The organism is Cognatiluteimonas weifangensis (assembly GCF_003416885.1).
GTDB lineage: Bacteria > Pseudomonadota > Gammaproteobacteria > Xanthomonadales > Xanthomonadaceae > Cognatiluteimonas > Cognatiluteimonas weifangensis.
Genome location: NZ_QVPD01000004.1, coordinates 56,269 through 80,827 on the forward strand (window position 1 = coordinate 56,269; position 24,559 = coordinate 80,827).

The 24,559-nt window shown below is 64.9% G+C and carries 24 protein-coding genes and 1 tRNA gene; 19 read left to right on the forward strand and 6 right to left on the reverse strand.

The window, feature by feature from the left end:
* The first annotated feature begins 117 nt into the window (after nucleotides 1–117).
* From D0Y53_RS05015 to D0Y53_RS05050, 8 genes are all read left to right on the forward strand, one after another.
* A complete protein-coding gene (locus tag D0Y53_RS05015) occupies nucleotides 118–1,398 on the forward strand; it encodes a nucleotide sugar dehydrogenase (RefSeq protein ID WP_117202125.1) in 1,281 nt (426 codons plus the stop codon).
* A gap of 61 nt (nucleotides 1,399–1,459) precedes the next feature.
* Complete coding sequence (locus D0Y53_RS05020) at nucleotides 1,460–3,082, forward strand: FMN-binding glutamate synthase family protein (RefSeq protein ID WP_117202126.1); 1,623 nt, start codon at nucleotides 1,460–1,462, stop codon at nucleotides 3,080–3,082.
* Nucleotides 3,083–3,304: 222 nt separating this feature from the next.
* Nucleotides 3,305–3,874 carry a GspH/FimT family pseudopilin gene (locus D0Y53_RS05025; protein WP_117202316.1) on the forward strand — a complete coding sequence of 190 codons (570 nt, stop codon included), beginning with the start codon at nucleotides 3,305–3,307 and terminating at the stop codon, nucleotides 3,872–3,874.
* A 13-nt stretch (nucleotides 3,875–3,887) separates the two neighbouring features.
* Nucleotides 3,888–4,337 carry a type IV pilus modification protein PilV gene (gene pilV, locus D0Y53_RS05030; RefSeq protein WP_117202127.1) on the forward strand — a complete coding sequence of 150 codons (450 nt, stop codon included), beginning with the start codon at nucleotides 3,888–3,890 and terminating at the stop codon, nucleotides 4,335–4,337.
* Nucleotides 4,238–5,398, forward strand: a complete 1,161-nt coding sequence (locus tag D0Y53_RS05035; protein ID WP_117202128.1) for a prepilin-type N-terminal cleavage/methylation domain-containing protein — start codon at nucleotides 4,238–4,240, stop codon at nucleotides 5,396–5,398. Before pilV ends, D0Y53_RS05035 begins: the two co-directional genes overlap by 100 nt.
* Nucleotides 5,395–5,937, forward strand: coding sequence for a pilus assembly PilX family protein (locus D0Y53_RS05040; RefSeq protein ID WP_117202129.1), 543 nt, complete (start codon nucleotides 5,395–5,397; stop codon nucleotides 5,935–5,937). Before D0Y53_RS05035 ends, D0Y53_RS05040 begins: the two co-directional genes overlap by 4 nt.
* A gap of 18 nt (nucleotides 5,938–5,955) precedes the next feature.
* Entirely contained in the window at nucleotides 5,956–9,255 is a 3,300-nt protein-coding gene (locus D0Y53_RS05045) for a pilus assembly protein (protein ID WP_233511661.1), read from the forward strand.
* A gap of 1 nt (nucleotide 9,256) precedes the next feature.
* Entirely contained in the window at nucleotides 9,257–9,694 is a 438-nt protein-coding gene (locus D0Y53_RS05050; RefSeq protein ID WP_117202130.1) for a type IV pilin protein, read from the forward strand.
* Nucleotides 9,695–9,696: 2 nt separating this feature from the next.
* Here the strand turns inward: D0Y53_RS05050 and arsC are convergent, their stop codons facing one another.
* Nucleotides 9,697–10,050 (reverse strand): arsenate reductase (glutaredoxin), encoded by a 354-nt coding sequence (gene arsC / locus D0Y53_RS05055; protein ID WP_117202131.1) that lies wholly within the window; start codon nucleotides 10,048–10,050, stop codon nucleotides 9,697–9,699.
* Nucleotides 10,051–10,290: 240 nt separating this feature from the next.
* Between arsC and D0Y53_RS05065 the strand changes: the two genes are divergently transcribed.
* The 10 genes from D0Y53_RS05065 (at nucleotide 10,291) to D0Y53_RS12595 (ending at nucleotide 20,312) form a co-directional block, all read left to right on the forward strand.
* Nucleotides 10,291–11,460: an integrase family protein gene (locus D0Y53_RS05065; protein ID WP_117202132.1), complete on the forward strand. Its 1,170-nt coding sequence runs from the start codon at nucleotides 10,291–10,293 to the stop codon at nucleotides 11,458–11,460.
* Complete coding sequence (locus tag D0Y53_RS12580) at nucleotides 11,457–11,876, forward strand: hypothetical protein (RefSeq protein ID WP_147319006.1); 420 nt, start codon at nucleotides 11,457–11,459, stop codon at nucleotides 11,874–11,876. The genes D0Y53_RS05065 and D0Y53_RS12580 overlap by 4 nt, the downstream gene beginning before the upstream one ends.
* 303 nt (nucleotides 11,877–12,179) lie before the next feature.
* Nucleotides 12,180–12,419, forward strand: coding sequence for a hypothetical protein (locus D0Y53_RS12585; protein ID WP_147319007.1), 240 nt, complete (start codon nucleotides 12,180–12,182; stop codon nucleotides 12,417–12,419).
* A 258-nt stretch (nucleotides 12,420–12,677) separates the two neighbouring features.
* Entirely contained in the window at nucleotides 12,678–12,929 is a 252-nt protein-coding gene (locus tag D0Y53_RS12590; RefSeq protein ID WP_147319008.1) for a hypothetical protein, read from the forward strand.
* A gap of 72 nt (nucleotides 12,930–13,001) precedes the next feature.
* The gene (locus D0Y53_RS05070; RefSeq protein ID WP_117202133.1) at nucleotides 13,002–15,005 is read left to right on the forward strand and encodes an AAA family ATPase; all 2,004 of its coding nucleotides are present in this window, start codon (nucleotides 13,002–13,004) and stop codon (nucleotides 15,003–15,005) included.
* 257 nt (nucleotides 15,006–15,262) lie between these two features.
* Nucleotides 15,263–16,495 carry a phage major capsid protein gene (locus tag D0Y53_RS05075; RefSeq protein WP_117202134.1) on the forward strand — a complete coding sequence of 411 codons (1,233 nt, stop codon included), beginning with the start codon at nucleotides 15,263–15,265 and terminating at the stop codon, nucleotides 16,493–16,495.
* A 55-nt stretch (nucleotides 16,496–16,550) separates the two neighbouring features.
* The gene (locus D0Y53_RS05080; protein ID WP_117202135.1) at nucleotides 16,551–17,069 is read left to right on the forward strand and encodes an HK97 family phage prohead protease; all 519 of its coding nucleotides are present in this window, start codon (nucleotides 16,551–16,553) and stop codon (nucleotides 17,067–17,069) included.
* The gene (locus tag D0Y53_RS05085) at nucleotides 17,066–18,238 is read left to right on the forward strand and encodes a phage portal protein (protein WP_158550579.1); all 1,173 of its coding nucleotides are present in this window, start codon (nucleotides 17,066–17,068) and stop codon (nucleotides 18,236–18,238) included. The genes D0Y53_RS05080 and D0Y53_RS05085 overlap by 4 nt, the downstream gene beginning before the upstream one ends.
* Before the next feature lie 86 nt (nucleotides 18,239–18,324).
* Complete coding sequence (locus D0Y53_RS05090) at nucleotides 18,325–18,783, forward strand: terminase small subunit (protein ID WP_117202137.1); 459 nt, start codon at nucleotides 18,325–18,327, stop codon at nucleotides 18,781–18,783.
* Nucleotides 18,784–18,962: 179 nt separating this feature from the next.
* Nucleotides 18,963–20,312 carry a hypothetical protein gene (locus D0Y53_RS12595; RefSeq protein ID WP_147319009.1) on the forward strand — a complete coding sequence of 450 codons (1,350 nt, stop codon included), beginning with the start codon at nucleotides 18,963–18,965 and terminating at the stop codon, nucleotides 20,310–20,312.
* Nucleotides 20,313–20,350: 38 nt separating this feature from the next.
* On the opposite strand, the gene D0Y53_RS13045 is transcribed toward D0Y53_RS12595, so the two are convergent.
* Entirely contained in the window at nucleotides 20,351–20,518 is a 168-nt protein-coding gene (locus tag D0Y53_RS13045; protein ID WP_233511662.1) for a hypothetical protein, read from the reverse strand.
* Nucleotides 20,519–20,817: 299 nt separating this feature from the next.
* A tRNA-Val gene (locus D0Y53_RS05095) sits at nucleotides 20,818–20,892 on the reverse strand.
* Nucleotides 20,893–21,079: 187 nt separating this feature from the next.
* Between D0Y53_RS05095 and D0Y53_RS05100 the strand changes: the two genes are divergently transcribed.
* Nucleotides 21,080–22,426 (forward strand): acyltransferase family protein, encoded by a 1,347-nt coding sequence (locus tag D0Y53_RS05100; protein WP_117202138.1) that lies wholly within the window; start codon nucleotides 21,080–21,082, stop codon nucleotides 22,424–22,426.
* Nucleotides 22,427–22,528: 102 nt separating this feature from the next.
* Here D0Y53_RS05100 and D0Y53_RS05105 read toward each other — a convergent pair whose 3' ends face one another.
* The 3 genes from D0Y53_RS05105 to D0Y53_RS05115 form a co-directional block, all read right to left on the reverse strand.
* The gene (locus D0Y53_RS05105) at nucleotides 22,529–23,380 is read right to left on the reverse strand and encodes a tetratricopeptide repeat protein (protein WP_117202139.1); all 852 of its coding nucleotides are present in this window, start codon (nucleotides 23,378–23,380) and stop codon (nucleotides 22,529–22,531) included.
* 245 nt (nucleotides 23,381–23,625) lie between these two features.
* Nucleotides 23,626–24,252, reverse strand: a complete 627-nt coding sequence (locus D0Y53_RS05110; RefSeq protein WP_117202140.1) for a TetR/AcrR family transcriptional regulator — start codon at nucleotides 24,250–24,252, stop codon at nucleotides 23,626–23,628.
* Between the two features lie 10 nt (nucleotides 24,253–24,262).
* Nucleotides 24,263–24,520 (reverse strand): acyl-CoA-binding protein, encoded by a 258-nt coding sequence (locus tag D0Y53_RS05115; protein WP_117202141.1) that lies wholly within the window; start codon nucleotides 24,518–24,520, stop codon nucleotides 24,263–24,265.
* Nucleotides 24,521–24,559: the final 39 nt, after the last annotated feature.

Here is a 24,559-nt window from a genome sequence, read left to right on the forward strand (position 1 = left end):
ACCGGGCCCGGACGGCCTGTTCCCGCCCCGGTTCCCGTCACTCCGGGTGCGCGCCCCGGGCAGGTGCGCGTTGTCGCCGCCGTCGCGCGGACTCCACACATCGTCAAGGGGAAACACATGCGGGATCCGGACAGCGCGCGCATCGGCGTGATCGGCCTGGGCTACGTCGGACTGCCGCTGGCGGTGGCCTTCGGCAGCCATCACGACACGCTCGGCTTCGATATCGATGCCGCCCGTGTCCAGGCGCTGTGCGCCGGCACCGACAGCAACCGCGAGGTCGAGGACGATGAACTGGCCGCGGCCACCCGGCTGCGCCTGAGTGCGGCGATCGAGGATCTCCGCGATCGTGACGTATACATCGTCACCGTGCCCACCCCGATCAACGAACACAAGCATCCGGATTTCACCCCGCTGATCCAGGCCAGCCGCACCATCGGCGGCGTACTCAAGCGCGGCGACATCGTGATCTACGAGTCCACCGTGTACCCGGGCGCGACCGAGGAAATCTGCGTGCCCGAGCTGGAACGCGCTTCCGGCCTGCGCTGCAACCGGGATTTCTTCGTCGGCTACAGCCCGGAGCGGATCAACCCCGGCGACCGCCAGCGGCGCCTGGCCAACATCCCCAAGGTCACCTCCGGCTCCACCCCGGAAGCGGCCGACTTCATCGATGCGCTATACCGCAGCATCATCACCGCCGGTACCCACAAGGCGCCGACCATCCGCGTGGCCGAGGCGGCCAAGGTGATCGAGAACACCCAGCGCGACGTCAACATCGCGCTGATGAACCAGCTGGCGCTGATCTTCCAGCGCCTGGGGATCGACACCCAGGACGTGCTGGAAGCCGCCGGCACCAAGTGGAACTTCCTGCCGTTCAAGCCCGGTCTGGTCGGCGGCCATTGCATCGGCGTGGACCCGTACTACCTGATCCAGAAATCGCAGTCGGCCGGCTATTACCCCGACATCCTGCTGGCCTCGCGCCGCATCAACGAGTCGATGAGCCGGCACGTGGCCGCCGCAGTGATCAAGGAAATGATCCGGCGCAAGGCGAACGTGGCCGACGCCAGGATCCTGATCCTGGGCCTGACCTTCAAGGAGAACTGCCCGGACCTGCGCAACACGCGCGTGGCCGAGCTGGTCGAGCAGTTCCGCGACTACGGCGCCCACGTCGACGTCCACGACAGCTGGGCCGACCCGGTGCTGACGCGGCGCGAATACGGGCTGGAGCTGCTGCCGATGCTCCCCGACCACGACGGCTACGACGCGATCGTGGTCGCGGTCGCGCACGAGGAGTATCGCGAGATGGGCATCGACGCCGTGCGCCGGCTCGGCCGCGAGGGCGCGGTGGTGTACGACATCAAGGGGCTGTTCCCGAAGGACCAGGTGGACGGGCGGCTGTAGTCGCGGCGCCGCGCCGGCCCGCGCACGGTATCCTCGGGCCGCACCGTCCCGGGAGACACCGATGCTGCGCTATTCCGCTTACGCCGCGAGCCTGCTGCTGGCGCTGTTCTCCGCCTGGCGGATGCAGGGCGATCCGGGCTGGCGCTGGGGCCTGGCGGCGTTCGGCGCGCTGGCGCTGCTGGGTACCTGGGACCTGCTGCAACGCCGCAGCACACTGCGCCGCAACTATCCGCTGCTGGCGCATTTCCGCTACGGGCTGGAATCGATCGGCCCGGAAATCCGCCAGTACTTCATCGAGGCCGACACCGAGGAGGCGCCGTACTCGCGCCAGCAGCGCGCGCTGGTGTACCAGCGCTCCAAGAGCGTGATGGACGTGGTGCCGTTCGGCACCGAACACGACGTGTACGACGTCGCCTACGAATGGATCAACCATTCGATCGTGCCATCGTTCATCGAGTCGCACGACTTCCGCATCCGCATCGGCGCGCAGGCCGCGCAGCCTTACGACGCCAGCGTGTTCAACATCTCGGCGATGAGCTTCGGCGCGCTGTCGGCCAACGCGATCCGCGCGCTCAACGCCGGAGCGAAACGCGGCGGGTTCTACCACGACACCGGCGAGGGCTCGATCTCGCCCTACCACCGCGAGCACGGCGGCGACCTGGTGTGGGAAATCGGTTCGGGCTATTTCGGCTGCCGCGATGCCGAGGGCCGCTTCAGCGAGGAGCGCTTCGTCGAAAACGCGGGCGCGCCGCAGGTGCGGATGATCGAAATCAAGTTGTCGCAGGGCGCCAAGCCCGGCCACGGCGGCATGCTGCCGGCGGCCAAGGTCAGTGCCGAGATCGCCGCCACCCGCGGCGTGCCGTCGGGCCGCGACTGCGTCTCGCCGGCGCGTCACGCGGAATTCTCCACGCCGGTGGGCCTGCTCGAGTTCGTCGCCCGCCTGCGCGAGCTGTCCGGTGGCAAGCCGGTCGGGTTCAAGCTGGCGATCGGACATCCGTGGGAATGGTTCGGGATCGCCAAGGCGATGCACGAGACCGGGGTCCTGCCGGATTTCATCGTCGTCGACGGCGCCGAGGGCGGCACCGGCGCGGCGCCCGCGGAATTCATCGAGCACGTCGGCGTGCCGATGCACGAGGGCCTGATGCTGGTGCACAACACCCTGGTGGGCCTGGGTTTGCGCGACCGGGTCAAGGTCGGCGCCGCCGGCAAGATCGTCAGCGCCTTCGACCTCGCGCGCACCCTGGCACTGGGCGCGGACTGGTGCAACGCCGCGCGCGGTTTCATGTTCGCGCTAGGCTGCATCCAGTCGCAGAACTGCCATACCGACCGCTGCCCGACCGGGATCGCGACCCAGGACCCGCGGCGCTGGAAACACCTGGACGTGGCCGACAAGGCGACGCGGGTGTTCATGTTCCAACGCAACACCCTGCAGGCCTTGCGCGACCTGCTGTGTGCCTGCGGCCTGCGGCACCCCGACGAGCTCGGCCCCGAGCACATCCTGCGGCGGGTGTCGCCGACCGAGGTGCGGTCGCTTGCGGCGCTGTACCGGTTCCTGGCGCCCGGTGAGCTGCTGCAGGGCGTCCCGGAGCACGCCGTGTTCCGCAGCTTCTGGGCGAGCGCGCGCAGCGATTCGTTCGCGCCGCCGGCGCAGGTACAAGCCTTGCGCGGGGCGAAGGCGCGCTGAGTCAGGGCTCTCCGACCCCGGGACTGGCGGCAGACTCTGGTGCAGGTTGCGACGCCAACAGTACGGGCAGGTGTGCTGCGGTGCAGCAGGACGCATTGCGTCACATTTCCTGCAAATCTGTACATTTGGAAAACAAAAGATTGTCAATACCGTTCGTCTAGGGGTTGCAACCGGTCGTCGGTTCATTGAAAGTAAAGGAAGGGAAGCCGGGGACGACGCGGTATGCGGCGGCAGGGCGGATTCACGCTGGTCGAATTGATGATCGCGATGGCCGTGCTGGCCATCGTGCTCACGCTGGCTGTTCCCGGTTTCGAGAGCGTGGTGAATTCGAACCGGTTGACGGGCGCCGCCAACGAGCTGGTGAATGCATTGCAGACCGCACGCATGGAGGCGATCCGCCGCAACCGGCGCATCGTGGTGTGCCTGAGCGATGCCGCCGGCGCCGCCACGCCCGCCTGTTCGGCGCTGGCGCCCGATGGCTGGATCGGTTTCGTCGACGTCGATCGCGATGGCAGTTACGGCGCGGGCGATACGCTGCTGTTGACCTCCACCGTCGCCGCGCCGGTCCGGGTTGCGAGCAGCGCGTCGGTCGCCGGCAAGATCGTGTTCCGTTCCGATGGCCTTGCCCGGGACGCGGCGGACACGCTGCTCGACGGCGTCATCGCCATGTGCATCGCCACGCGGCGCCCGGCCAGCAATGTGCGCCATGTGGGCATCGGCTCCGGTAGCCGGATCTCGACGACACAAGTGGACGGAAACGGCGTCTGCAGGGCACCGGCCGACCCTTCATGAGAGGCAAAAACCCATGATTCCAACCGGAAGCATCGGCCGGCGACGCGTGTCCGGCGTCGGCCTCATCGAAGTGCTGATCGCGGTGGTCATCCTGTCTTTCGGGATGCTCGGCATCGCCGCGCTGCAGTCGACCTCCTTGCGCAACAGCCAGAGCGCGCTCGAGCGTAGTCAGGCGGTGGTGCAAACCTACGCCATCCTCGATGCGATGCGCGCAAACCTCGCCGTCGCGCGCATCGGCGGATACGACCTCACCGCGCTGACCTGCGTGGTACCCAAGACCGGGGATCTCGCGGCGACCGATTTGCACGACTGGATCCAGGCGCTCAAGCGCGATCTGGGCGCGGCCGCGTGCGGTCAGATCAAATGCGGGAGCCTGGCGTGCAGGATCACCGTGCAGTGGGACGACTCCCGCGGCACCCGTGGCGACGCCCGCCAGCAGCTCGTGACGGAGACCCGCCTGTGACCACGTTTCCCCGTCGTTACCGCGCCAAGCAGCGGGGCGTCACCCTGGTCGAGCTCATGGTGGCGCTGGTATTGGGCCTGATCGTCACCGGCGCCGCACTCGCCTTGTTCGTCGCCAACCGGCAGACCTACCTTGCGACCGAAAGTCTGGGTTACCTGCAGGAGAATGCGGGAACCTCGTTCGAGCTGATGTCGCGCGACATCCGTGAAGCGGCGGGCAACCCCTGCGACAGCAGCGTGGACACGGTCAACGTGCTCAACGATCCCGCCGGCAACTGGTACAGCGACTTTGCCGGGGGCATCCGCGGCTATGGCGGCGGCACGCCGTTTCCCGATGCCGCGTTCGGAAGTGCGAAAGGGCAACGTGTCATAGGCACCGAGGCGATCGAACTGAAATCCTCGGTCGCCGACGGCGTGGCCATCGTCTCGCACCAGCCGCCGTCGGCCCAGTTCCAGGTCAACACCAAGGACCACGGCCTGCACGTCGGCGATATCGCGATGGCGTGCGATTTCAACCACGGCGCGATCTTCCAGATCAGCAACGCGCAGCCGGGCACCAACACCACGATCGTGCACAACACCGGCGCCTCGATCAGCCCCGGCAACTGCACCAAGGGCCTCGGCTCGCCGCGGGTGTGCACGCCAGTGGGAACCAGCTACGAGTTCGGCTGCCGGTTCGGCGGGCAGGATCCGGGGATCGACTGCAGCCTGCCGGAAAACCGCTGGACCGCGATCATCGCCAGGCTCCGGGCGGCCCGCTGGTATGTCGGCCACAACGGACGCGGCGGCACCTCGTTGTACCGCAGCATGCTGCGCAACAACGCGGGCACGCTGATCGTCGATCGAGACGAGGTCGCCGACGGCGTCGCCGGCATGACGCTGGCCTACCTGTCCGACGGCGCGGCGTCCTATGTCCCGGCAGCGGCGGTGGGCGACTGGAGCCGGGTCGTGGCCGTCCGGATCGATCTCGCGCTCGCCGGCAAGCTCAGGGTCGGCAGCGACGGCAATCCGTTGCAGCGGCATGTCGGCCACGTCGTCGCCATCCGGAGTCGCGCCCCATGAACCGTCCCGCATCGCCCATCGCACAGCGCGGCGTCGCGCTGGCCGTCGTCCTGATCCTGCTGCTGGTGATGAGCCTGCTCGCCCTGGCCAGCATCCGCGGAACGCTGCTCAAGGAGCGCATGAGCGGCAACATGCTCGATCGCAGCCTTGCGTTCCAGGCGACCGAAGCCGCGCTGCGCGAAGGCGAGGCGCTGGCAGCCAGCAAGCCTGCGCTTCCGTCCAGCGGATGCGCCAACGGCCTTTGCGCGAAACCGCTTGCCGCCGACCCGCCGCGCTGGCAAGCCGCCGGTTTCTGGGGCGACGGCTCCGGCAACTGGCGCGAGACCACGGTGACCATCGGCACGCTCACCGCGAAGCCGCGCTACATCGTCGAGCTGCTCGACGATAACATTCCCGCCAAGGGTAGTTGCACCACCAGCATCGACGTCTCGCCGGAGGCCTCGTGCCAGGGCAGCGAACGCCGTTACCGGATTACCGCACGCAGCCTGGCGCAGGACCGTGCCGAAGTCATGTTGCAGTCCATCTATGCCGTTCCGTGACGCCGGAGAGCCGCCGCAATGAACAGGTCCACAGAAAACCGAATCGCGCGCCATCCGCTGTTGCGCCGGCTGGCGTGCGGTCTGCTCACCTGCGCCGCCACGCTGGTCGTCGCGCCGGGCCACGCCATCACCATTCCCGACCTGCCGTTGCAGACCGGGACCGCCTATCCGCCGGCCAACGTGATGTTCATTCTCGACGATTCCGGGTCGATGGAATTCGTGGCGATGCCACGCGACATCGACGGCGATTCCGACCTCGACGACGACATCGCCGACAAGTCGTACGTCCACAACACGATCTACTACAACCCGGCGACCGGCTACCTGCCCTGGATCAAGGCCGACGATACCCGCTATGGCGGAGGCCGGTCGTATACCGCGGCCTACAGCCACGCCAGCCTGCTGAGCGGGTCGAAGGACTTGTCGGACGACGTCCAGACCTTCTTCGTGCCCAAGGCCGGCGCCACCGATCTCGACGATGTGGGCCAGTACTACCGCTACCAGATCCGTACCGTCAGCGGCGACGGCACCGGGCTGCCGCGAGTGGTGCGCAGCGAGTGGGGCAACGCTCGGGTCGAGGGGCAGAACAACGCCGGCTGCAGCAGCGGGCGCGGCATGGCCTGGCGGCGCTGCACGTTCGCTACGCCGACCGGGCGCACCGAAGCGGATGAAATGACGAACTTCGCCATCTGGTATTCCTACCACCGCACCCGGATCAAGGTGGCCAAGGCGGGTGCCAGCGAGGCCTTCAGCCAGCTTGGCGGCAGCATCCGCGTCGGCTACGACTCGATCTGGAACCGCAGCGCCTATCCGATTCCGGTCGACAACGACGGTGGCCTGTTCCGGGGCAGCAATCGCAGCGACTGGTTCCGGCACCTGCAGGAGGCCAACGGCAACGGCGGCACCCCGCTGCTGGGGGCACTGCAGCGCACCGGCAGGTATTTCGAGGACACCAGCGCCTCGGGGCCGTGGGGACCCGGCAGCAGTCAGATCAGTTGCCGGCAGAACTTCGCGATCCTGACCACCGACGGCTACTGGAACAGTTCCAGCGGGTATTCCGCGGTCGGGGACGCCGACGGCAGTGCCGGCGCCAACATCCAGTCCAAGGACGGCAAGACCACCTACACCTACAGTCCCGCCAATCCGTACAAGGACGATTTCGTCGCTTCGCGTGGAGGGTTGTACTCGCGGCCGGACACGCTTGCGGACGTGGCGATGTACTACTGGAAGCGCGACCTGGTGGCCGCGCTGGACAACGACGTGCCGACCTCGGTCGCCGACCCGGCGTTCTGGCAGCACATGGTGACGTTTGGCGTATCGATTGGGCTGCAGGGGCGGCTGAACCCGAAAACCGACCTTGCCTCGATCGCCAACGGCAGCAAGCACTGGGGCGACCCCACCGACAGAGAGGACCTGGACCGCATCGACGACCTCTGGCACGCCGCGGTCAACGGCCGCGGCAATTTCGTCGCCGCGACCGATCCCGCCGAATTCGTGCAGGGGCTGGTCGACGCGCTGACCACGGTCGCCGCGCGCCTGGGTTCGGCGTCCAACGTCACTGCCAACAGCACCTCGTTCCAGACCGACACCCGGGTTTACCAGGCGAGCTACGTGTCGGGCAGATGGAGCGGCGAGCTGGCGGCGTACGAAGCCAGCGCGGCCGGCATTTCCAGCGTCGACGCCGACGGCGACGGCGTGCCCGATCCGGTGTGGCGGGCGTCGAAGAACATTCCCGCGAGTCGCAAGGTCTTCACCCATGCGGCCGGCGGCGTGGCATTCCCGACTGCCGCCCAGGTCGCCGCACTCGACCAGAGCGCGCGCGCCATGGCGCCGGCGACGGGCGCGGAAAACGCGGCTTACCTGGCTGGCAGCCGGGTGCTGGAAAAGCGCAATGGTGGCCGGCTGCGCGACCGCGATACGGTCCTTGGCGACATCGCCAATTCCTCGCCGATCTATGTCGACGACAACGAGACGATCTTCGTCGGCGCCAACGACGGCATGCTGCATGCGTTCGACGCGCTCACCGGCGCCGAGCGCTTCGCGTACGTACCGGCCGGGGTGAACCTGGCCAACCTCGCCACGCTGAGCGACCCGCAATACGTGCACAAGTACTTCGTCGACGGGCCGGTGGCGGTGTCCACCCTGAAGCAGACGCCCGGTGGCAACTACCTGGTCGGCGCCCTCGGCCGTGGCGGCAAGGGGGTCTTCGGGCTGGACGTCAGCCACCCGGCCAGCTTCGCCGCCGGCGACGTGCTCTGGGACAACACCGGCAATGCGCTCGGCAACGACATGGGCCTCGTCCTCGGAGCGCCGCTGGTGGTGAGGCTGAACGACGGCAGCCAGGGCGTCCTAGTCGGCAACGGGATCAACAGCGGCAACGGCCGCGCGGTCCTGTTCGTGCTCGACCTGACGACTGGTGCGGTCCTGCGCAAGCTCGACACCGGCGTCGGTGGCGATAACGGTTTGTCCGCACCGCGCGGCGCAGACCTGGACGGCAATGGCACCGTCGATGCCGTCTACGCCGGCGACCTGAAAGGCAATTTGTGGAAGTTCGACCTGCAGGCCGCAGCCGCCGCGAGCTGGAGCATCGCCAACGGGGGTTCGCCGATGTTCACCGCGCGCGACGCCGGCGGGGCGGCGCAGCCGATTACCGCGGGCCTGGCGATCGCGCGCGAGCCGTCGACCAACCGGATCTGGGTGTTCGCCGGCACCGGCAGCCTGATGACCGCCACCGACGTCGGCAACGTCGACGTGCAGACGATCTACGGCGTGGTCGACGATGGCGGCACCGTCAACGGCCGCGGCGACCTGGCCGAGCGCCAGATCCTGGTGAGCACCACCAAGGATGGGCGCGCGGTCCGCGGATTCCAGCCCACGACCGGTTTGCCGGCCGGAAAAAAAGGTTGGTACATCGACCTGGACGATCCCCGGGCCGGAGAGCGCGTGGTCAGCGATCCGAGGGTTCGCGGCAACGTGCTGCTGGTCGCGAGCCTGTTCCCGCCGGCAGGCAGTACCTGCGACGCCGGCGGTACCGGCTACATCAACGCGATCGATGCGTTCACCGGCACCAGCGTGTCATCGCCGTACTTCGACAGCAACGGCGACGGCCGCTACGATGACGGCGACAACGTCGACGGCAACGGCCAGTCGGTACCCGTCGGCTCGGTCGACCTGGGGGTAGGCATGCCGACACTGCCGACGCTGATCGACAAGCTGTTGGTCGTCGGCGGCTCCAAGGGCACGCTGGGCTCGATCGCGGTGAATCCGCAGGGCGGTTCGCCGCGGCGCATTTCCTGGCGCGAGATCCTGAGGGATTGACATGCGACGGACTGGCCGGCCACCGCGTACGGTTTCCGCCTCGAGCCGGAGCCACGGGTTCACCCTGATCGAACTGCTGATCGCCATGGCGGTGGTGGCGATCCTCGCCGCCACGGCGGTCGCCAGCTACGAGTTCGCGATGGTCAAGACCCGGCGTGCCGCAGCCAAGGGCTGCCTGACCGAGGCGGCCCAGTACATGGAGCGCTACTACACCACCAATTTCAAGTACACCGACGCCCCCATCCCCGCCTGCTCGGCGGACGTGACCGGCCATTACCGCGTCGAATTCGTCGGGGTGCCGGATGCGTCGAGTTACGCATTGCAGGCAGTGCCGCTGGGCCGGCAGGCAAGCGCCGACGGCCTCTGCGGCACTTTGTCGATCGACCAGGCCGGGACCAAGGGCGCCTCCGGCCACGGCGGTGCGGGCGACTGCTGGTAGCCCTAGTCGAGCAGTTCCAGCACCCGCTCCGGCGGGCGCCCGATCACGGCACGCTCGCCGTGCACGAAGATCGGCCGCTCGATCAGGCGCGGGTGTGCGGCCATCGCGGCGATCAGCGCCTCGTCGTCGAGCGACGGATCGCCCAGGCCGAGTTCGGCGTATTCCGGCTCGCCGGTGCGCAGCAGCCCGCGCGCACCGGTCCCGAGCTTGCGCAGCAGCGCGCGCAGCGCATCGGCCGACGGCGGCTGCTCGAGGTAGGCCACGAGTTGCGGTTCGATCCCGCGCTCGCGCAACAGTTCCAGGGCGCCGCGCGACTTGGAGCAGCGCGGATTGTGGAAGTACTGCATGTCGGCCATCGCTTTCTCCTCGGGCGCGCAGGCCGCGGCCGGAAAGACAAAAGCCGGCTTGCGCCGGCCTGTGCGGACCTGGTGGGCGGTGCAGGGTTCGAACCTGCGACCCTTGCCGTGTGAAGGCAATATCAGCCCTTTCCAGATCAATCATTTAACCGTAACGCATTGATTTATAAGGCTTGCGAGTCTTTGCGACACGTCGCGTTATGATGCTTTTTGCAGGACGGTTGCAGGACGGGACAAGCCATGCCACGAATTACACGCGAGCCTTTGACCCTGAAAAGTGTCAACGCGGCCAAGCCCACGGGCAAATTGTATCGGCTTCGGGATGCCACGGTGCCGGGACTGGCGTTAAGGGTGAACCCCGCTGGCACGCGCGCCTGGGCGATTGCCTGGGGGCGTGGACAAGAGCGGATCATTGGCGCGTACCCGGTCATGACGCTGGATATGGCCCGCGAGGCCGCCCGCCGGGAATTGGGGGAAGTGGCCGAACATGGGGCACCACAGCACAAGGCGACCAAAGACACGGTGGCCGACGCCTGCCGGGACTATGTGGCCGCATTGCGGAAGGTCGGCCGCGAGGACGCCGCCGACGATGCAGAACGCCGCTTTGAGCGCACGGTGTTCCATGACCGCATTGGCAAAATCAAGTTGGGCAAGCTGTCGCAGGATGACGTAGAGGATTGGCGGGACAGGGTAGAGCGGGGCGAGTTGGCAGAATTGCCCGTGAAAAAAGGGCGGCCGCCAAAGGCCAAGCCCCTGAGCAAAGCCACGGTCAATCGCATGCGCACAACGCTGGTGGCCGCCCTGAATCGAGCCGTCGAGCGGCGCAAGGTAACGCCGGATCGGGTGATTGAGTGGGCGAACGTCAAGCCCTATGAAAAAGTCGGCAACCGCCGCAACCTGTACCTAGACAAGAAGCAACGGCGCGCGCTGCTGGCCAATGCCGGCGCAGATATTCGCGATGTAATGGAGTGCGTTGCACTGACAGGGTGCCGCGCGGGCGATCCTGCGGCCGTGCTGCGGCGTGACTATGACGCGCGGCATAGAACGGTGGCGTTTCGCACGAAAGATCATCCACGCACCATCCCGCTATCGCCTGCAGCTGTCACCCTGTTTGAACGGTTGGCAAAAGGAAAGTCGCCGGGCGAACACCTGTTCACGAATGGCGGGAAGCCGTGGGCGAAGGATTGGAGCGGGCAAGTGAAGGACGCCGCTACTGCTGCGGAACTGCCAGAGGGGGCGGTTCTATACACGCTGCGGCATTGCTGGATTACGGATGCCATTACCGGCGGCATGGATTTGCTGACGGTGGCGAAGTTGTCGGGTACGTCGCTCGCCATGATCGAAAAGCACTACGGCCACCTAGTGCAAGGGGTGGCGCGCGACAAACTGGCGGAGATTAATTTCCTATGACCACGCCCATGGCAAACGCTGACATCCTGCGCGCAATGCTGGATAACGGCCGAAAGGATGAAGCCCTGAAGTGGCTTGAAGGTGTCGCACGCCACCTGCCGGCGGAACAGCTGGTGCCGCTTCAGCAAATGGCGTTGAACGCCACCACGACGCGCAAGCGTGGCGGAGCGGGACATGTGCGCGATGAGTTCGCAGACATGTGCCGCGAACTCGCCTTCGCCAATGCTGTGCAGGCAACTATCGATAGTGGCAATGAAACCGTGTCAATTGAGAAAGCCGTTGGCGACGTTGCGCGGGATGGCGTTGTCGACCCGAGCAGCCCCAACAAACGAATCCGCAAGAGTGAAAGCGCGGTGCGCGACTACTACCGAAAGTGGAAGAACATTGTCAAGCTAAACGAATCGCCATTCGTTTGACTCGTTAGGGAGCCTGCCGGGCTCCTACGCTTCGCCCCGAGTCGCGCATATCGCGACGTAACAGAGGGCCGAAGCAATGCAAAAGTTAAAGCTGTCGCTGCAGGAAATCGCCGAAGTGACCGGCGAAAGTCTGCCGCTCATTCATGACGCCATCAATGCTGGACACCTGCGGACATTTCTTGTGGGTAGGCGCCGATTTTCGCGTCCAGCTGACGTGGAAAAGTGGGTCACGTTCCTGCAGAAGCAGTCCGATGCGGGTAGCCCCCTGAAGTACCGCGCACGACCCGCCGAGAGGGCGCGGCCATGAGCATTTGGCCGCTGGAATTCCAGTCTATCCGCGTGCCTGGCATGAGTGCCATTGAAGGACTCGCGCGCGACTACTTCGGCGTCGATCCCGATGCCGCCAACTGCCCCGATTGTGTCCGTCGATGGGCGTGGCTTTCGCTATGCAGGCTGCATAGCGATGGCGATGACCACGCATGCGAACTGCTGGACGCCGCCATTCGCAAGGCAGCCGCACAGTTCAAGCGGAGAGCCAACTAATGGCCACTATCGGACTTGAGCCGCACGAACTCCACTATTGGGCGACCAAATATCGTGGCCCAAATCCAGCGGCCAGCGTTGACTATGCGCACCGGCAAGCGATTGAGTATGTCCAGCACCACGCGGCGGACATACTGCCAAGCATTCAAAATGGAATCATCCGCGCGCGCTTCCGGTACATCCTGGAACCGGACGTGGGCGAGCGCAAATTGATACAGCGTGCAATCGACGCGCAGTTGGAGCTAGGGAGGGCGATCAATGCTAACGCTCGATCCTGAGATTGCCGCCTATCTGCTGGAACGGTATCCCGGCACGCGCCGCGAAGGCATTGCCAACATGTGGGCATGCGCGTGCGCATTCGTAGAGGAGCGCGTGCGCCCCATGCCGGTAACGCCGCCTGCGTTCAATGTGGCCGCTACCTTTCGCATGCGTGCCATGTGCGAATCCGATCCAGCGCGCAAGGCGTCATTCCTGTTCTGCGCGACGGAAGCACTCGCCCCATACGTCTAGCTCCTACCGCCAAATCCGCAACCCGACACCTTGGCAGGCGGCCCGCGGATCACTACGGAAAGGAATAGCCCCATGCAATCCATTGAACACGCCAGCGCGTTCCTGGCGCTGCTAGACCCTGTGCCAAATGCAGCCTTTCACTTCCGAACCCTGGCAAATGGCGATCATAAGGGGCGCAATTACAGCGGCACCCTAGCCGAGTGCTGGCCCGACCTGGTGCGCGATAACGCAGCCGGGCGCAATGTGTTCGCGGTGGTGAACGCTGGCGGACACAAAAAAGCCGACATTACCCGCGTCCGCGCGCTGTTCGTGGATCAGGACAAGCCCGATGGTCGCAACTGGCGTTCCCTTTATGGGATTGGCCGCGATCCGCACATGGTGGTGCAGTCATCGCCGGGCAAATGGCATGCCTACTGGTGCGTGCACGACTTTCCATTGGAGCGGTTCAAACCGACACAGCAGGCATTGGCGGCCGAGTTTGGCACCGATCCCGCTATCAGCGACTTGCCGCGCGTCATGCGGCTGCCGGGATTCCTGCACCTGAAAGGGGAGCCGTTCCTGTCGCACCTGGTGGCCCGCAACGTTGAATTGCCGCGCTATGGCGCCGAGTTGGCCGCATCGCTTCCCGTGGCCGCAACTGTCTCCGCAGAGACAGTCGATCCCCTGGCGGCCTTGGATGACTTCCACAAGATTTTGCGACGTGTGGAACATGCCGTTCCGGGCGAGCGGAACACCATCGTAAATAACGCGGCCTATCAGTTGGGCCGGTACGTTCCGGCAATCTTCGATTTGGGAACGTGTACGGCCAAATTGCTGGCCGCCGTGGCTAGCTGGCCGGACGCCGACGACTTCACACACACAATTAACGCCGGACTGCAGGCAGGCATGGCCGCGCCAAAGATCCCGTTGACGCTCCCAACGCTTCCAACGGAGGGCAAGACCGCCAAGACCGCCAAGACCGCCACTCCGCCAGTGTGGCGGAGTAGTGGCGGACTTCCCCCCTTGATCCCGTTAGCGGCGTCAACGGTTAATTTGCTGAGGGCCGACAACGTAAAGCCTGAGCCAATTAACTGGCTGTGGCCCGGTTATCTGGCTGAGGGCAAATTCCATATCCTGGCCGGCGATCCTGGCTGCGGTAAGACGACGGCCGCTTGTTCGCTGGGCGCGATCATTACGCGGGGCGGCCAATGGCCCGACAAGGGGCAATCGCCCGTTGGGGACGTACTTATATGGTCGGGCGAGGACGACATAGCCAATACGCTGGTTCCCCGCATCATGGCCTGCGGTGGTGACAGGAGCCGGGTTCACTTCATCGACGGCACGACAATCGGCGGCGAGCGCCAGCCATTCGACCCCGCGTTGCACATCGGGCTGCTGGAATCCGCGTTGGATCAGTTGCCCGCGATCAAGCTGTTAATTGTCGATCCTGTCGTTTCAGTCGTTGCCGGGGATAGTCATAAGAACGCTGAGGTACGGCGCGCGCTGCAGCCCCTTGTGGATTTGGCGGGGCGGCGCGGCATCGCGGTGCTGGGGATCACGCATTTTTCCAAGGGAACTAGCGGGCGCAGTCCGTCCGAGCGCGTGACAGGTTCCCTTGCGTTCGTGGCATTGGCCCGTGTTGTGATGGTGGCAGCGCGCAAGGAAACCGAGGATGGGCAGTCCGTGCATTTGCTGGTGCGCTCCAAATCAAACATTGGCCCTTCCAATGGCGGCTTCACCTACCAATTGTCATTCCCTGAGCTTGGGCCGGGCATCGTGGGATCGTGCGTGCATTGGGGTGAAGCCGTAGACGGAAGCGCGCGCGAAATCCTGGACATGGCAGAGGAAGATAATTCCGGCACCCGCAAGGACGCTAAAGACTGGTTGGCCGAGCAATTGGCAGACGGGCCAGTATCAAGCAAGCAGCTAATGGCCGATGCAAAGGAAGCGGGGCACAGTTGGCGGACGCTTGAGCGCGCTAAAAAGGACATCGGGGCGAGGGCGCGCAAAACGGAAGCGGGCATTTGGGAGTGGTCGGTGCCAACGAGCGTGGCGGGGCTATCGCCGCCGGCGTTGCCGTTGCTAACGCCGGCGTAACGCCTGCAAATTCAACTCCGCCACTACTCCGCCACACTGGCGGAGTGGCGGCCTTGGCGGTCTTGGCGGTCTTGCCCTGCGTTGGCGCTCCCAACGCAATTTAAAGTCGCCAACGGTTTGCGCAAATCAGTCGCAGCGCGTGCGACTTCACTACATCGCCAAGCATCGCCACGAATCGCACGCAAATTTGCTTCCTAAGCCTTGCGCGTGCGCGTATCTACCCGATCCGGGAACGTTCCCCAACCCGGAGATAAGCAATGATTCTCGCAGAAATCCGGCAGCGCAAGGCTGCCCAAATTGCCGCCATGCGCGCGGTGCTCAACAAGGCCGATTCCGAAAAGCGCGCGCTGTCCGCCGAGGAAGCTGGCAAGTGCGACGCGATGAAGGCTGAAATCGAAACGCTGGAGCAGCAGGAAGCCCGCCAGCAGTTCCTGGACGATGCCGAACGCCGCAGCGCAGGCGTGACCATCGCCGGCACTGGCGACCGCAGCTTCGCCGAAGTGGAAGACCGCGTGTCGCTGCTGCGGGTGCTGCAGGCCGGCGTGGAAAGCCGCTCGCTGGACGGTGCCGAAGCGGAATACAATGCCGAGGTCGAGCGCCGCAATGGCCGCCGGGCGCAGGGCATCTACATGCCCATGCGGCTGCTGGAAACCCGTGTCAATACGGCCGGGAACAATGCGCAGCTTGTCCCGACCGACCATCGTCCGCAGGACTACATTGGCGCGCTCCGCAATGCGCTGCTGACCCGGCGCCTGGGCGTGCGCGTGCTGTCGGGCCTGTCGGGCAATGTGTCCGTGCCCAAGTACGGCTCCGGCGTGACCACGGGATGGGTTGCCGACAATTCCAGCCTGACCCCCAGCGACATGACGCACGCCAGCGTGACGCTGGCGCCGAAGCATGCCGGCTCGCTGTCCGAAATGTCCCGCAGCTTGATCATGCAAAGCAGCCCGGACATCGAGCAGCTGCTGCGCGATGACATGGCCGCTGGGCTGGCCACGGCGCTGGATCGCGTGACCATCGTGGGCGGCGGCGCGAATGAACCGGATGGCGTCACGGCAACGCTCGCGGCGGCCAATGCCACGCTCGCCACGCCGACCTGGGCGCAAGTCCTGGAAATCGTGAAGGACGTGGAAGTGGCCAACGCATTGGGCGCCCATGCGTGGCTGCTGAATCCGGCCGCAAAGGCGAAGTTGGCCGGCACGCTCAAGGCCGCCGGCATCGCGGGCTACCTGCTGGAAGGCGGCAAGATCGGCGACCACGCGGCTTATAGCTCCAATCAAGTGCCGGCGGGCGTGGCTGCCAGCGCCATTTTTGGCGACTGGGCGCAGGTGCTGCTGGGCCTGTGGTCGGAACTGGACGTGCTGGTGAACCCCTACGAATCGACCGCATACGCGCGTGGCGGCGTGATGGTGCGGGCGATGGCGACTTGCGATATCGGCATCCGCCATATCGAAGCGTTCCAGTGGGCGGACGACGTTCCGCTCGTCTAACTGTCCGCATCGCATACCCCGCATGAGTGGCGGGGTATGCCTTTGGGAGCATCCCATGATCGAGAAACGCGCAACGGCCGGCGTGACCGCCAAGGGCCGCACCTTGTCCGGCTATATCGCCAAATACGACAACGCCACGCAAATTGGCGGCTTTACCGAAATCATCCGGCGCGGTGCGTTCGCTGCCTCGCTGGCATCGGGCCGCGACATCCTGGCACTGGCCGACCACGATACAAGCCGCGTGCTGGGCCGCACCCGTAGCGGCACGCTGGAATTGCGCGAGGATGCCGAGGGCTTGGCGTTCACGCTGCAACTGCCGGACACGCAAGCCGGCCGCGACTTGGCCGCGCTGGCCGAGCGTGGCGACTTGGGCGGCTGTTCTTTTGCCTTCACGGTGCCCAAAGGCGGCGATGCGTGGAACGGCAACACGCGCGAGTTGCGCAATGTCGATTTGGATGAAGTGTCCATTGTCCAGAGTCGGCCAGCGTATCCCGATACCGAAGTCCATTTGCGCAGCCTGCAGCCACAAAGCCAAGTGGCGTTGCTGCACAAGTGGTTGGAGACATGCCGATGAAAATCCTGGACATGCTGCGCGGCGGCTGGCGCACCGAACAGCGCGCCGCCGATCCGTCATGGAATGCACTGACCGGCGGCGGTAGCAATAGCGCGGTTGGCCAGCACGTTGACGCCAAATCGGCCGAGTCCATTTCCACGGTCTTTGGTTGCGTCCAAGCCCTGAGCGAGTCAACGGCCTGCCTGCCATTGCACACGTACCGCCGCAACGATGATGGGAGCCGCGAGCGCGTCGATGGGCATTGGCTGTCCCGGTTGCTGGATCGGCCCAACGACTGGCAAACCGGAATGGAGTTCCGCGAGGAAGCGACCGCATGCGTGCTGTTACGTGGCAACAGCTACAGCCGCAAGGATATTGACGGCAAGGGCGAGGTTGTAAGCCTGGTGCCGTTGCATCCCGACCGCATGACTGTGGTCAAGTTGCCTAGCGGCAAGCTGCGTTTTGACTACAGCGAGGAACGCGGCAACGCAACGAAGTTGTTGGCCGAGGAAGTCATGCACCTGCGCGACCGAAGCGAACCCGGGAACCCGGTCGCACGCTCGCGCATTGCCATTGCGCGTGACACGTTGGGCCTGAGCCTGGCACTGCGCGCGCATGGATCGGGCGTCTTTGGTCGCGGCGCGCGACCTGCGGGCATCATCACCAATGAAGGCACGCGCGACCTGACCACGCCGGAACTGACGGCATTCCAGCAGCGGTTGGAGAACTACGCGAGTCCAGCCAATGCAGGAAAGACACTCCTGCTATTGAAGGGGATGAAGTATCAGAATGCCGGCCTGTCCAACGAGGATGCGGAGTGGCTGGCGGCAATGCAGTTTGGCGTAACGGAAGTGTGCCGCATTTTTCGTGTGCCGCCGATCCTTGTTCAGACCTTGGAGCAGGCCAGCTATAACAACGTCAACGAGTTTGGCCAGCAGTTCGTGCGCTTCAGCTTGCAGCGTTGGCTAACGATGTGGGAGGAGGGCATTTCCCGTTCGTTGCTTGGCCCGATCGCGCGTCAACGCTTCTACGCCGAACACAGCGTGGATGCGCTCATGCGTGGCAACGGTGAAGCGCGGGCCGAGTTCTACGCCAAGGCGTTGAACAACGAACCGTGGATGGATGTGGACGAAGTGCGACGGTTGGAGAACCTGCCGCAGCGGCACGTCGCCAACGACGCTACACGGTGACGCTACACAATCACTGGCAACTGGTTGACGCCTAGACCGCCCATTCCCTCATTCAGAGATTGTTTTCCCTGTAGGAACTATCCGACATGGCCACGCAACTGACACAAAAGCAACGCACATTCGCCGAAAACAAGGCGGCTGGCATGACCAATCGGGATGCTGCCATCGCTGCGGGCTATGCGGTGGCTGCAGCAGATGCGACCGGTTACAAGTTGACGCAGCATCCCGGCGTGCGCGCAGAGATCAAGGCTGCCACGAAGGGCACACCGACCGTGGATACCAAATCCAGCATGCCGGCGATGCCGCGCAAACACTACGACGACGCCAAGCAATTCCTGCTGGATGCCATGAACCTGGCCAGCTTGCCGATTGCGGTACGCGGCGACTATGCCAAGGCGCTGCTGCCGTATCAGCACGCGCGCATGGGCGAGACTGGCAAGAAAGAAAAGGCCAAGGATCGCGCAAGGGAGATTGCACGCAACGGCCGACACAAGTTCGCGACCAAGCAACCGCCGCAATTGCACGTGGTCAAGAACACGGATTAGCGCGGGGTTAGACGGATCGGGCCGCACGAGTAGTTGAGTACCCGACCGATGGCGGATTAGCGCCACAAGCCCCCGGCACGCCTGCCAGTGTCCGGGGGCTTCCTCTTAGTTGAAATTCCCATATTCAACTTCTACCCTGCAGTCGGGGGATTGTCCCGGCGGATCTTGGGGAAGCTTAAGTGCCTATCTTGGAGGACGTATTTGGCGTCACATCGCGTCCGGTTCTTTCGTATGTGGAGCGACCGCAGGTTGATGACAACTTTCGTGAGGCTTTAGGTGCTAACAAACAAATAATCGTGTATGGGTCTTCCAAGCAAGGGAAGACTGCGCTTGTTCAAAAGCACCTGGACTACGTTCAAAACATTTTGGTCAGCCTAACACCAAAGACACAACTGATAGATATTTATCAAACGATCCTTACCAAGGCTGGTGTCAAGTTACTGGCCGCTAGTACGGATCGAACGAGTGCGGAGGCCGGCGTCACATTGGGAGCTAGATTTAAGGCGTGCCTGCCAACGATCTTTGGTGGCGAAGCCGGGGTCGAACGTACGTCAGTATCTGCATCTGGGCGCGACGTAACGTATGAGGAAATTCCGGTAAATCTGGAGTTGCCGCAGGTGGTTGCGGATCTTTTGGAAAGGGTTGGGTCTGAAAGATGGGTGATTTTGGAAAACTTCCATTATTTGCCGGATGATGTTCAACAGCAATTTGCTTTTGATCTGCGCGCATTTCAAGAGTTAGGTGTGCGCTTCGTGATTCTTGGTGTTTGGCGAGAGCGCAACCGAATGGCGCAGTTTAACGGTGACTTGCTGGATAGAACTATTGAGGTTCCCGTTGAGCCTTGGACTGATCACGATTTTCGTCGGGTAGCGGAAACTGGGAGTCGGAAGCTAAATATTCAATTCGGAGCGGAGCTTCTTGATAAGACTATCGATGCATCATTTTCAAGCATTGGCGTGTTTCAAGAGTTGCTCAAAAATATTTGCATGCTCTCTGACGTGCGTGACTCGCGCTGGGAGCTTCGAGTAATTGACGATTTGGCGTGCTTGACGGGCGCGATTGAAGTTAAGACGGGTGACTATGGGGCGCGTCATCAACGCGCATTGGAGGCAATCGCAGCGGGGCATATGTCTGGCGGCATCAAAGGTGATCAGCTGCCGCTTTACCTTCCTTATTATTTAGTCAGAACGATTGTCGAGCATGGCTTTGAAGGGATTGCAAGTGGTGCTCGCAAGCAAACGTTGTGGGATTGGATTCGGGCCATGCATCATCGCGGCTCAGATGTCAGAAGCAACGACATGACTAATCTTCTTGGAGGGCTGGCCAACCTTCAGTCGGTGAAGGCGATTTCCCCGCCGATCTTCGCGTATGACGCGCAGCAACGAGTTCTGCAGGTGGTTGACTCCACCTTCTATTTCTTCATTAAGAATGCTGATCCGGCTGAGATTGTTGACTCCATTCCTAACCCCCTGCGTGAACATGAGACTCCGGAGGACGCAGGGCTATTTCCCGCCAGGGGGCCGGGTTAGGTTCGCTTCAGCACCTAGAGCTAAGGTCTTGAGTGGCGTTAGTAATTTTTGCGGCCAGCCTGCGCCCGTTGCATACGGTTGAAGGCATCGGCCCACTGGAACGCTTTCATTGCAACCCTGTCCCTATCAGCGTCGTTCGGTGACGCCTTGGAGTTCTCGTCAAGCTCGTATGCGTTCACAAGCTCCGCAAAGAGTGCGAATGCCATTTGCGACCTACTCATGCCAATAGTTCCTTGCATTGGGTGTGAGTCAGTCTAAGAGGCTGCCAGCAGCCGGGTCATCCCTGACCCGGCCCGCGACGGTGGATTGCCTGTGGGCGCGGCGCGTTGCTGGCACGGGATAGGTTGCCGGCCGGGCGGGGGCGTGGGTATCGGATGGCCACGCGGCAGGGCGTAGGAAAAGTCCCTAGCGATTTGCAGGACGGTTGCAGGATGGAAACGAAAAAGGCCACCCGGTGAAGGTGGCCTTTTTGTTGCGAAACCCCTTAAAAATAGGGTTTTTTATCTGGTGGGCGGTGCAGGGTTCGAACCTGCGACCCTTGCCGTGTGAAGGCAATGCTCTACCACTGAGCTAACCGCCCGGATCGGCCGGCGATTATAGCGGGACGACGGGGCGCGACGCCAACCCCTGCGGGAGCAGGCGCTTGCGTGCCCGGGGGGGCGTGGTCGTGGGCGACGGCAGCGGCTGGCCGGCTGCGCCGCCACCGCGGGGCGGGCGGCGCGGGTGTTGCTGCCGCGCGCCAGCGGCTGCACCGGGACAGACGATGGATGGCAATGGCGGATCCGCATTTTCGGAATGCGGCCGCGCCGGCATGGCCGCGCCGCGGCCAGCGGCTCGTTCACCAGTTATCCGCCGTCGACACAGGCCAATGGAATGCCGGGCAGCATGCTGTGGCCGTCTCTCGCGGTGCCGTGGAGGGCGCGACGCCGTCCGCTGCGCGCCGCCTGCGGCCGGGGGCCGCCGGCATGACCCGGTTGGCTACGGCCGCCGCCGTCTCCGTGCCCCTCCCGGCAGCGGCGCCGACGCCGCGCTCGGCCGACCGGATCGGTTTCCTCGACGGCTTCCGCGCGGTGGCGATCCTGGCCGTGCTCGGCTTCCATTACTACGCCCGCTATGCGGACGATCCGCGCGGCATGTATCCGTTCGGCGATGCCTGGAGCGGCTTTCCGCCGTTCGAGTACGGCTATTACGGGGTGCATCTGTTCTTCGCGGTCTCCGGCTTCGTCATCACCTTGACGCTGATGCGCTGCGAAACGGTCGCCGAATTCGCGGTGCGGCGCCTGGCCCGGCTGTGGCCGACGATGCTGGTCTGCGCCAGCCTGAGCTATCTGTTCCTGCTCGCCTTTCCCTGGTACTTCACGCCGCGCGCGGCCAGTTTCCTGCCGTCGCTGACGTTCATCGACGGGCGCTACTTCGAGCGGCTGCTCCCGGGGACCGAATTCGGCTGGATGGATGGCGCCTACTGGTCGCTGTTCGTGGAAATCCGCTTCTATGCGCTCGCCGCCGTGCTGTATTTCGTCCACCGGACCCGGTTCCTGGCGCATACGCTGTCGTTTTTCCTGCTCGCGGTCGGCGCCTACTGGCTGCTGTCGGCCCTGCAGCAGGGACATGCGGCGGGCGTGCTGCGCAACCTGCTGATCCTCGCCTACCTGCCGTGGTTCCTGTTCGGCATCGCCGCCCATTGCCTGTGGTCGGGCCGGGATGGATGGGCGGCCGCGCTCGCGGCGGCGGCCTTTGCCGCACTTGCCGCGGATGTGGTGGCCGCGGGCCAATGGCAGGAACTCACGGTCGCCGCCGGGGTCTGCGGTCTGTTCTGGCTCTGCTTGCGGTTCGCCGCCGTCAGGAGAGTGTTCTCGATGCGCTGGCTCACCGCGATCGGCGTTTCCTCCTACAGCCTGTACCTGCTGCACCAGTACATCGGCGTCACTCTCACCGCGATGCTGGCCAGGGCCTGGGCGGTGCCGCCCGCCGCCGCCCTCGGCCTGCCGGTGCTGACCGCGGCGGCGATGCTGCTGGCGGCCGGGCTGATCTACCGCTACTGGGAAAGCCCGCTCAACGCCTGGATCGTGCGCTGGTATCTGCGCGGCGGGGGCGTCGCCGTGCCGGCGCGCTAAGGGAGTGCGTCCGCGACAGCGGTGGATGCGCGCTCATTTCCTGGGCGGGGACGGGGCTGTCGCCAGCTCCGTGGCGCGCCCGCCGCCGGCGCCGCGCGCGGCTCATTCCAACTGCGCGCGGGCGTAGGCGGCGTCCAGCGCCTCCATGGCGTCGTGCGGCTTGAGTCCGGCGGCGGTTTCGTATTCGCCCGCGGCGGCGTCTTCCTGGCGGTCGCCGTGCAACAGCATCAGCACGTTGCCGTGCTCGATGTGGGCGATGGGCGAGTCCGGGGTCAGCTTGAGCGCGGTCTCGATGTGCGCTTCGGCCTCGCTGGCCTTGGCGCCGTAGGTGAGGCCGCCGATCATCGCGCCGATCTTGCCGATGATCTCGGCGTGGTACAGCGCCAGCGCGGTGTGCGCTTCGGCGTGTTTGGGCGCCAGTTCCAGCGTGGCGTCGAGCGAGGCGCGGACCTTGCCGGCGATGCCCTGCTTGAGCGCCTTGGCGATCGACAGGCCCTGGCTGTAGCGGCCCAGGGCGAAGGCGTGGCGGTAGTGGCTGTTGGCCTCGTCGGGCAGCGCGCGGATCGCGGTCTCGGCAAGCCGGGCGGCCTGCTCGAAGCGTTTGAGTTTGTCGGCTTCGCCCTTCACCAGATAGGTGGCGTGGATGCCCAGCGCCTTGACCGCGACCGAGGCGCCGACCGCGCCCAGCGCTTCGCCGGCCTCGAACGCGGCCTGGAAGTCGCCGCGATGGAACGCGCGCCAGGCCTCCTGCAGCGCGCTCGCGAGCGCGTCGGCGTCGAGTTTCGGCGCGGCCTTGCCGGCGGCTTTCAGCAGGGCCGCGGCGCGCTTGGCGTCGGGGAAGGGCTCGCAGTCGCCGGCGTGCAGCTTCGGCCAGGCTTTCTTCAGGGCGTCGCCAGGGTAGGCGTAGGGCTTGGCGTCGTGCGGGAACGGGGCCCAGCGGGGTTTGGCGGCCATTGGCTTATCCGTGCGGGGTGGAGTGAGGAGCATCATGCCGGGCGTAAGGGCTGGCAAGTCTGGCTCGGTTTCGATACCCCGAGTCCGTTCGCCCCGAGCGTAGCCGCGCAGCGGCGAAGTCGAAGGGCCGGGCAGGTCGCGTCGCAACTGGCGGACCCTTCGACTTCGGCCTTTCTGGCCTACGCTCAGGGCGAACGGTTCGGGTGGGGTTCCAGGCGACGCGGGTCAATCGAGGTGCGTGCGGCTCAGTCCAGGTAGGCGCTGGTCAGGGTGTTGAGGTGGACGCGCTCGGCATCGCGCAGGAACGGCGCCAGCAGCATCATCACCTGCACGATGCCGGCGCGGATCGAGGCCTGCTCGTCCTTGTCGCCGCGGGCGGCGGCGTAGTTCATCCAGAAGGTGGCGATCACCAGCACGTTGGTGGCGGCGGCGTCGAGTTCGGCGCGCGAGGCGCGCATGATCCCGGCCTGCGACAGTCCGCGCATCACCGCGTGCGCCTGCTCGTCGCCGCGCCGCAGGATGCGGGCGAAACGCAGCCGCAGACGGCGGTTGCGGCTGAGGATGTCGACCAGGTCGCGGTACAGGAAGCGGTAGTCCCAGACGCACTCGAACACCAGGTGCAGCTGCAGCCACACGTCTTCCAGCCCCGGCAGGCGCCCGGCGGGTGCGGCCAGTGCGGCGTCGATGCGCTCCTCGTAGCGGCCGAAGAGCTGCTCGATGATGTCGTCCTTGTTGCGGAAGTGGTAGTAGAGATTGCCGGGGCTGATCTCCAGCTCGTCGGCGATGTGGTTGGTGGTGACGTTGGGCTCGCCCTGCGCGTTGAACATCGCAAGCGAGCAGTCGAGGATGCGCTGGCGGGTCTGCCGCGCCACCGGGCGCGCCTCAGGCCGTCAGTTTCTTCACCAGGTCGACGTATTTCTGCCTGGCGTCGTCCTGCGCGGTGCCCTTGAGCTTGGCCCAGGCCTCGTACTTGGCGGTGCCGACGAAGTCGAAGAAGCCGGGTTTGGGCCCGCTGACGTCGCCTTCCGAACCTTGCTTGTAGAGCGCGTACAGGCGCAGCAGGGTGTCGTTGTCGGGGCGTTCGGACAGCGACTGGATGTCCTTGGCGGCCTGTTCGAAACGGCTTTGCAGGTCGGACATGGTGGCGGCTCCTGTGGGATGCGGGTCATGACAGCACGC

Bases quoted from the DNA above. Each gene is read 5' to 3' on its own strand.
- D0Y53_RS05015 (WP_117202125.1), top strand. From the start codon at position 118: ATGCGGGATCCGGACAGCGCGCGCATCGGCGTGATCGGCCTGGGCTAC.
- D0Y53_RS05020 (WP_117202126.1), top strand. From the start codon at position 1,460: ATGCTGCGCTATTCCGCTTACGCCGCGAGCCTGCTGCTGGCGCTGTTC.
- D0Y53_RS05025 (WP_117202316.1), top strand. From the start codon at position 3,305: ATGCGGCGGCAGGGCGGATTCACGCTGGTCGAATTGATGATCGCGATG.
- pilV (WP_117202127.1), top strand. From the start codon at position 3,888: ATGATTCCAACCGGAAGCATCGGCCGGCGACGCGTGTCCGGCGTCGGC.
- D0Y53_RS05035 (WP_117202128.1), top strand. From the start codon at position 4,238: ATGCGGGAGCCTGGCGTGCAGGATCACCGTGCAGTGGGACGACTCCCG.
- D0Y53_RS05040 (WP_117202129.1), top strand. From the start codon at position 5,395: ATGAACCGTCCCGCATCGCCCATCGCACAGCGCGGCGTCGCGCTGGCC.
- D0Y53_RS05045 (WP_233511661.1), top strand. From the start codon at position 5,956: ATGAACAGGTCCACAGAAAACCGAATCGCGCGCCATCCGCTGTTGCGC.
- D0Y53_RS05050 (WP_117202130.1), top strand. From the start codon at position 9,257: ATGCGACGGACTGGCCGGCCACCGCGTACGGTTTCCGCCTCGAGCCGG.
- arsC (WP_117202131.1), bottom strand. From the start codon at position 10,050: ATGGCCGACATGCAGTACTTCCACAATCCGCGCTGCTCCAAGTCGCGC.
- D0Y53_RS05065 (WP_117202132.1), top strand. From the start codon at position 10,291: ATGCCACGAATTACACGCGAGCCTTTGACCCTGAAAAGTGTCAACGCG.
- D0Y53_RS12580 (WP_147319006.1), top strand. From the start codon at position 11,457: ATGACCACGCCCATGGCAAACGCTGACATCCTGCGCGCAATGCTGGAT.
- D0Y53_RS12585 (WP_147319007.1), top strand. From the start codon at position 12,180: ATGAGCATTTGGCCGCTGGAATTCCAGTCTATCCGCGTGCCTGGCATG.
- D0Y53_RS12590 (WP_147319008.1), top strand. From the start codon at position 12,678: ATGCTAACGCTCGATCCTGAGATTGCCGCCTATCTGCTGGAACGGTAT.
- D0Y53_RS05070 (WP_117202133.1), top strand. From the start codon at position 13,002: ATGCAATCCATTGAACACGCCAGCGCGTTCCTGGCGCTGCTAGACCCT.
- D0Y53_RS05075 (WP_117202134.1), top strand. From the start codon at position 15,263: ATGATTCTCGCAGAAATCCGGCAGCGCAAGGCTGCCCAAATTGCCGCC.
- D0Y53_RS05080 (WP_117202135.1), top strand. From the start codon at position 16,551: ATGATCGAGAAACGCGCAACGGCCGGCGTGACCGCCAAGGGCCGCACC.
- D0Y53_RS05085 (WP_158550579.1), top strand. From the start codon at position 17,066: ATGAAAATCCTGGACATGCTGCGCGGCGGCTGGCGCACCGAACAGCGC.
- D0Y53_RS05090 (WP_117202137.1), top strand. From the start codon at position 18,325: ATGGCCACGCAACTGACACAAAAGCAACGCACATTCGCCGAAAACAAG.
- D0Y53_RS13045 (WP_233511662.1), bottom strand. From the start codon at position 20,518: ATGGCATTCGCACTCTTTGCGGAGCTTGTGAACGCATACGAGCTTGAC.
- D0Y53_RS05100 (WP_117202138.1), top strand. From the start codon at position 21,080: ATGGCAATGGCGGATCCGCATTTTCGGAATGCGGCCGCGCCGGCATGG.
- D0Y53_RS05105 (WP_117202139.1), bottom strand. From the start codon at position 23,380: ATGGCCGCCAAACCCCGCTGGGCCCCGTTCCCGCACGACGCCAAGCCC.
- D0Y53_RS05115 (WP_117202141.1), bottom strand. From the start codon at position 24,520: ATGTCCGACCTGCAAAGCCGTTTCGAACAGGCCGCCAAGGACATCCAG.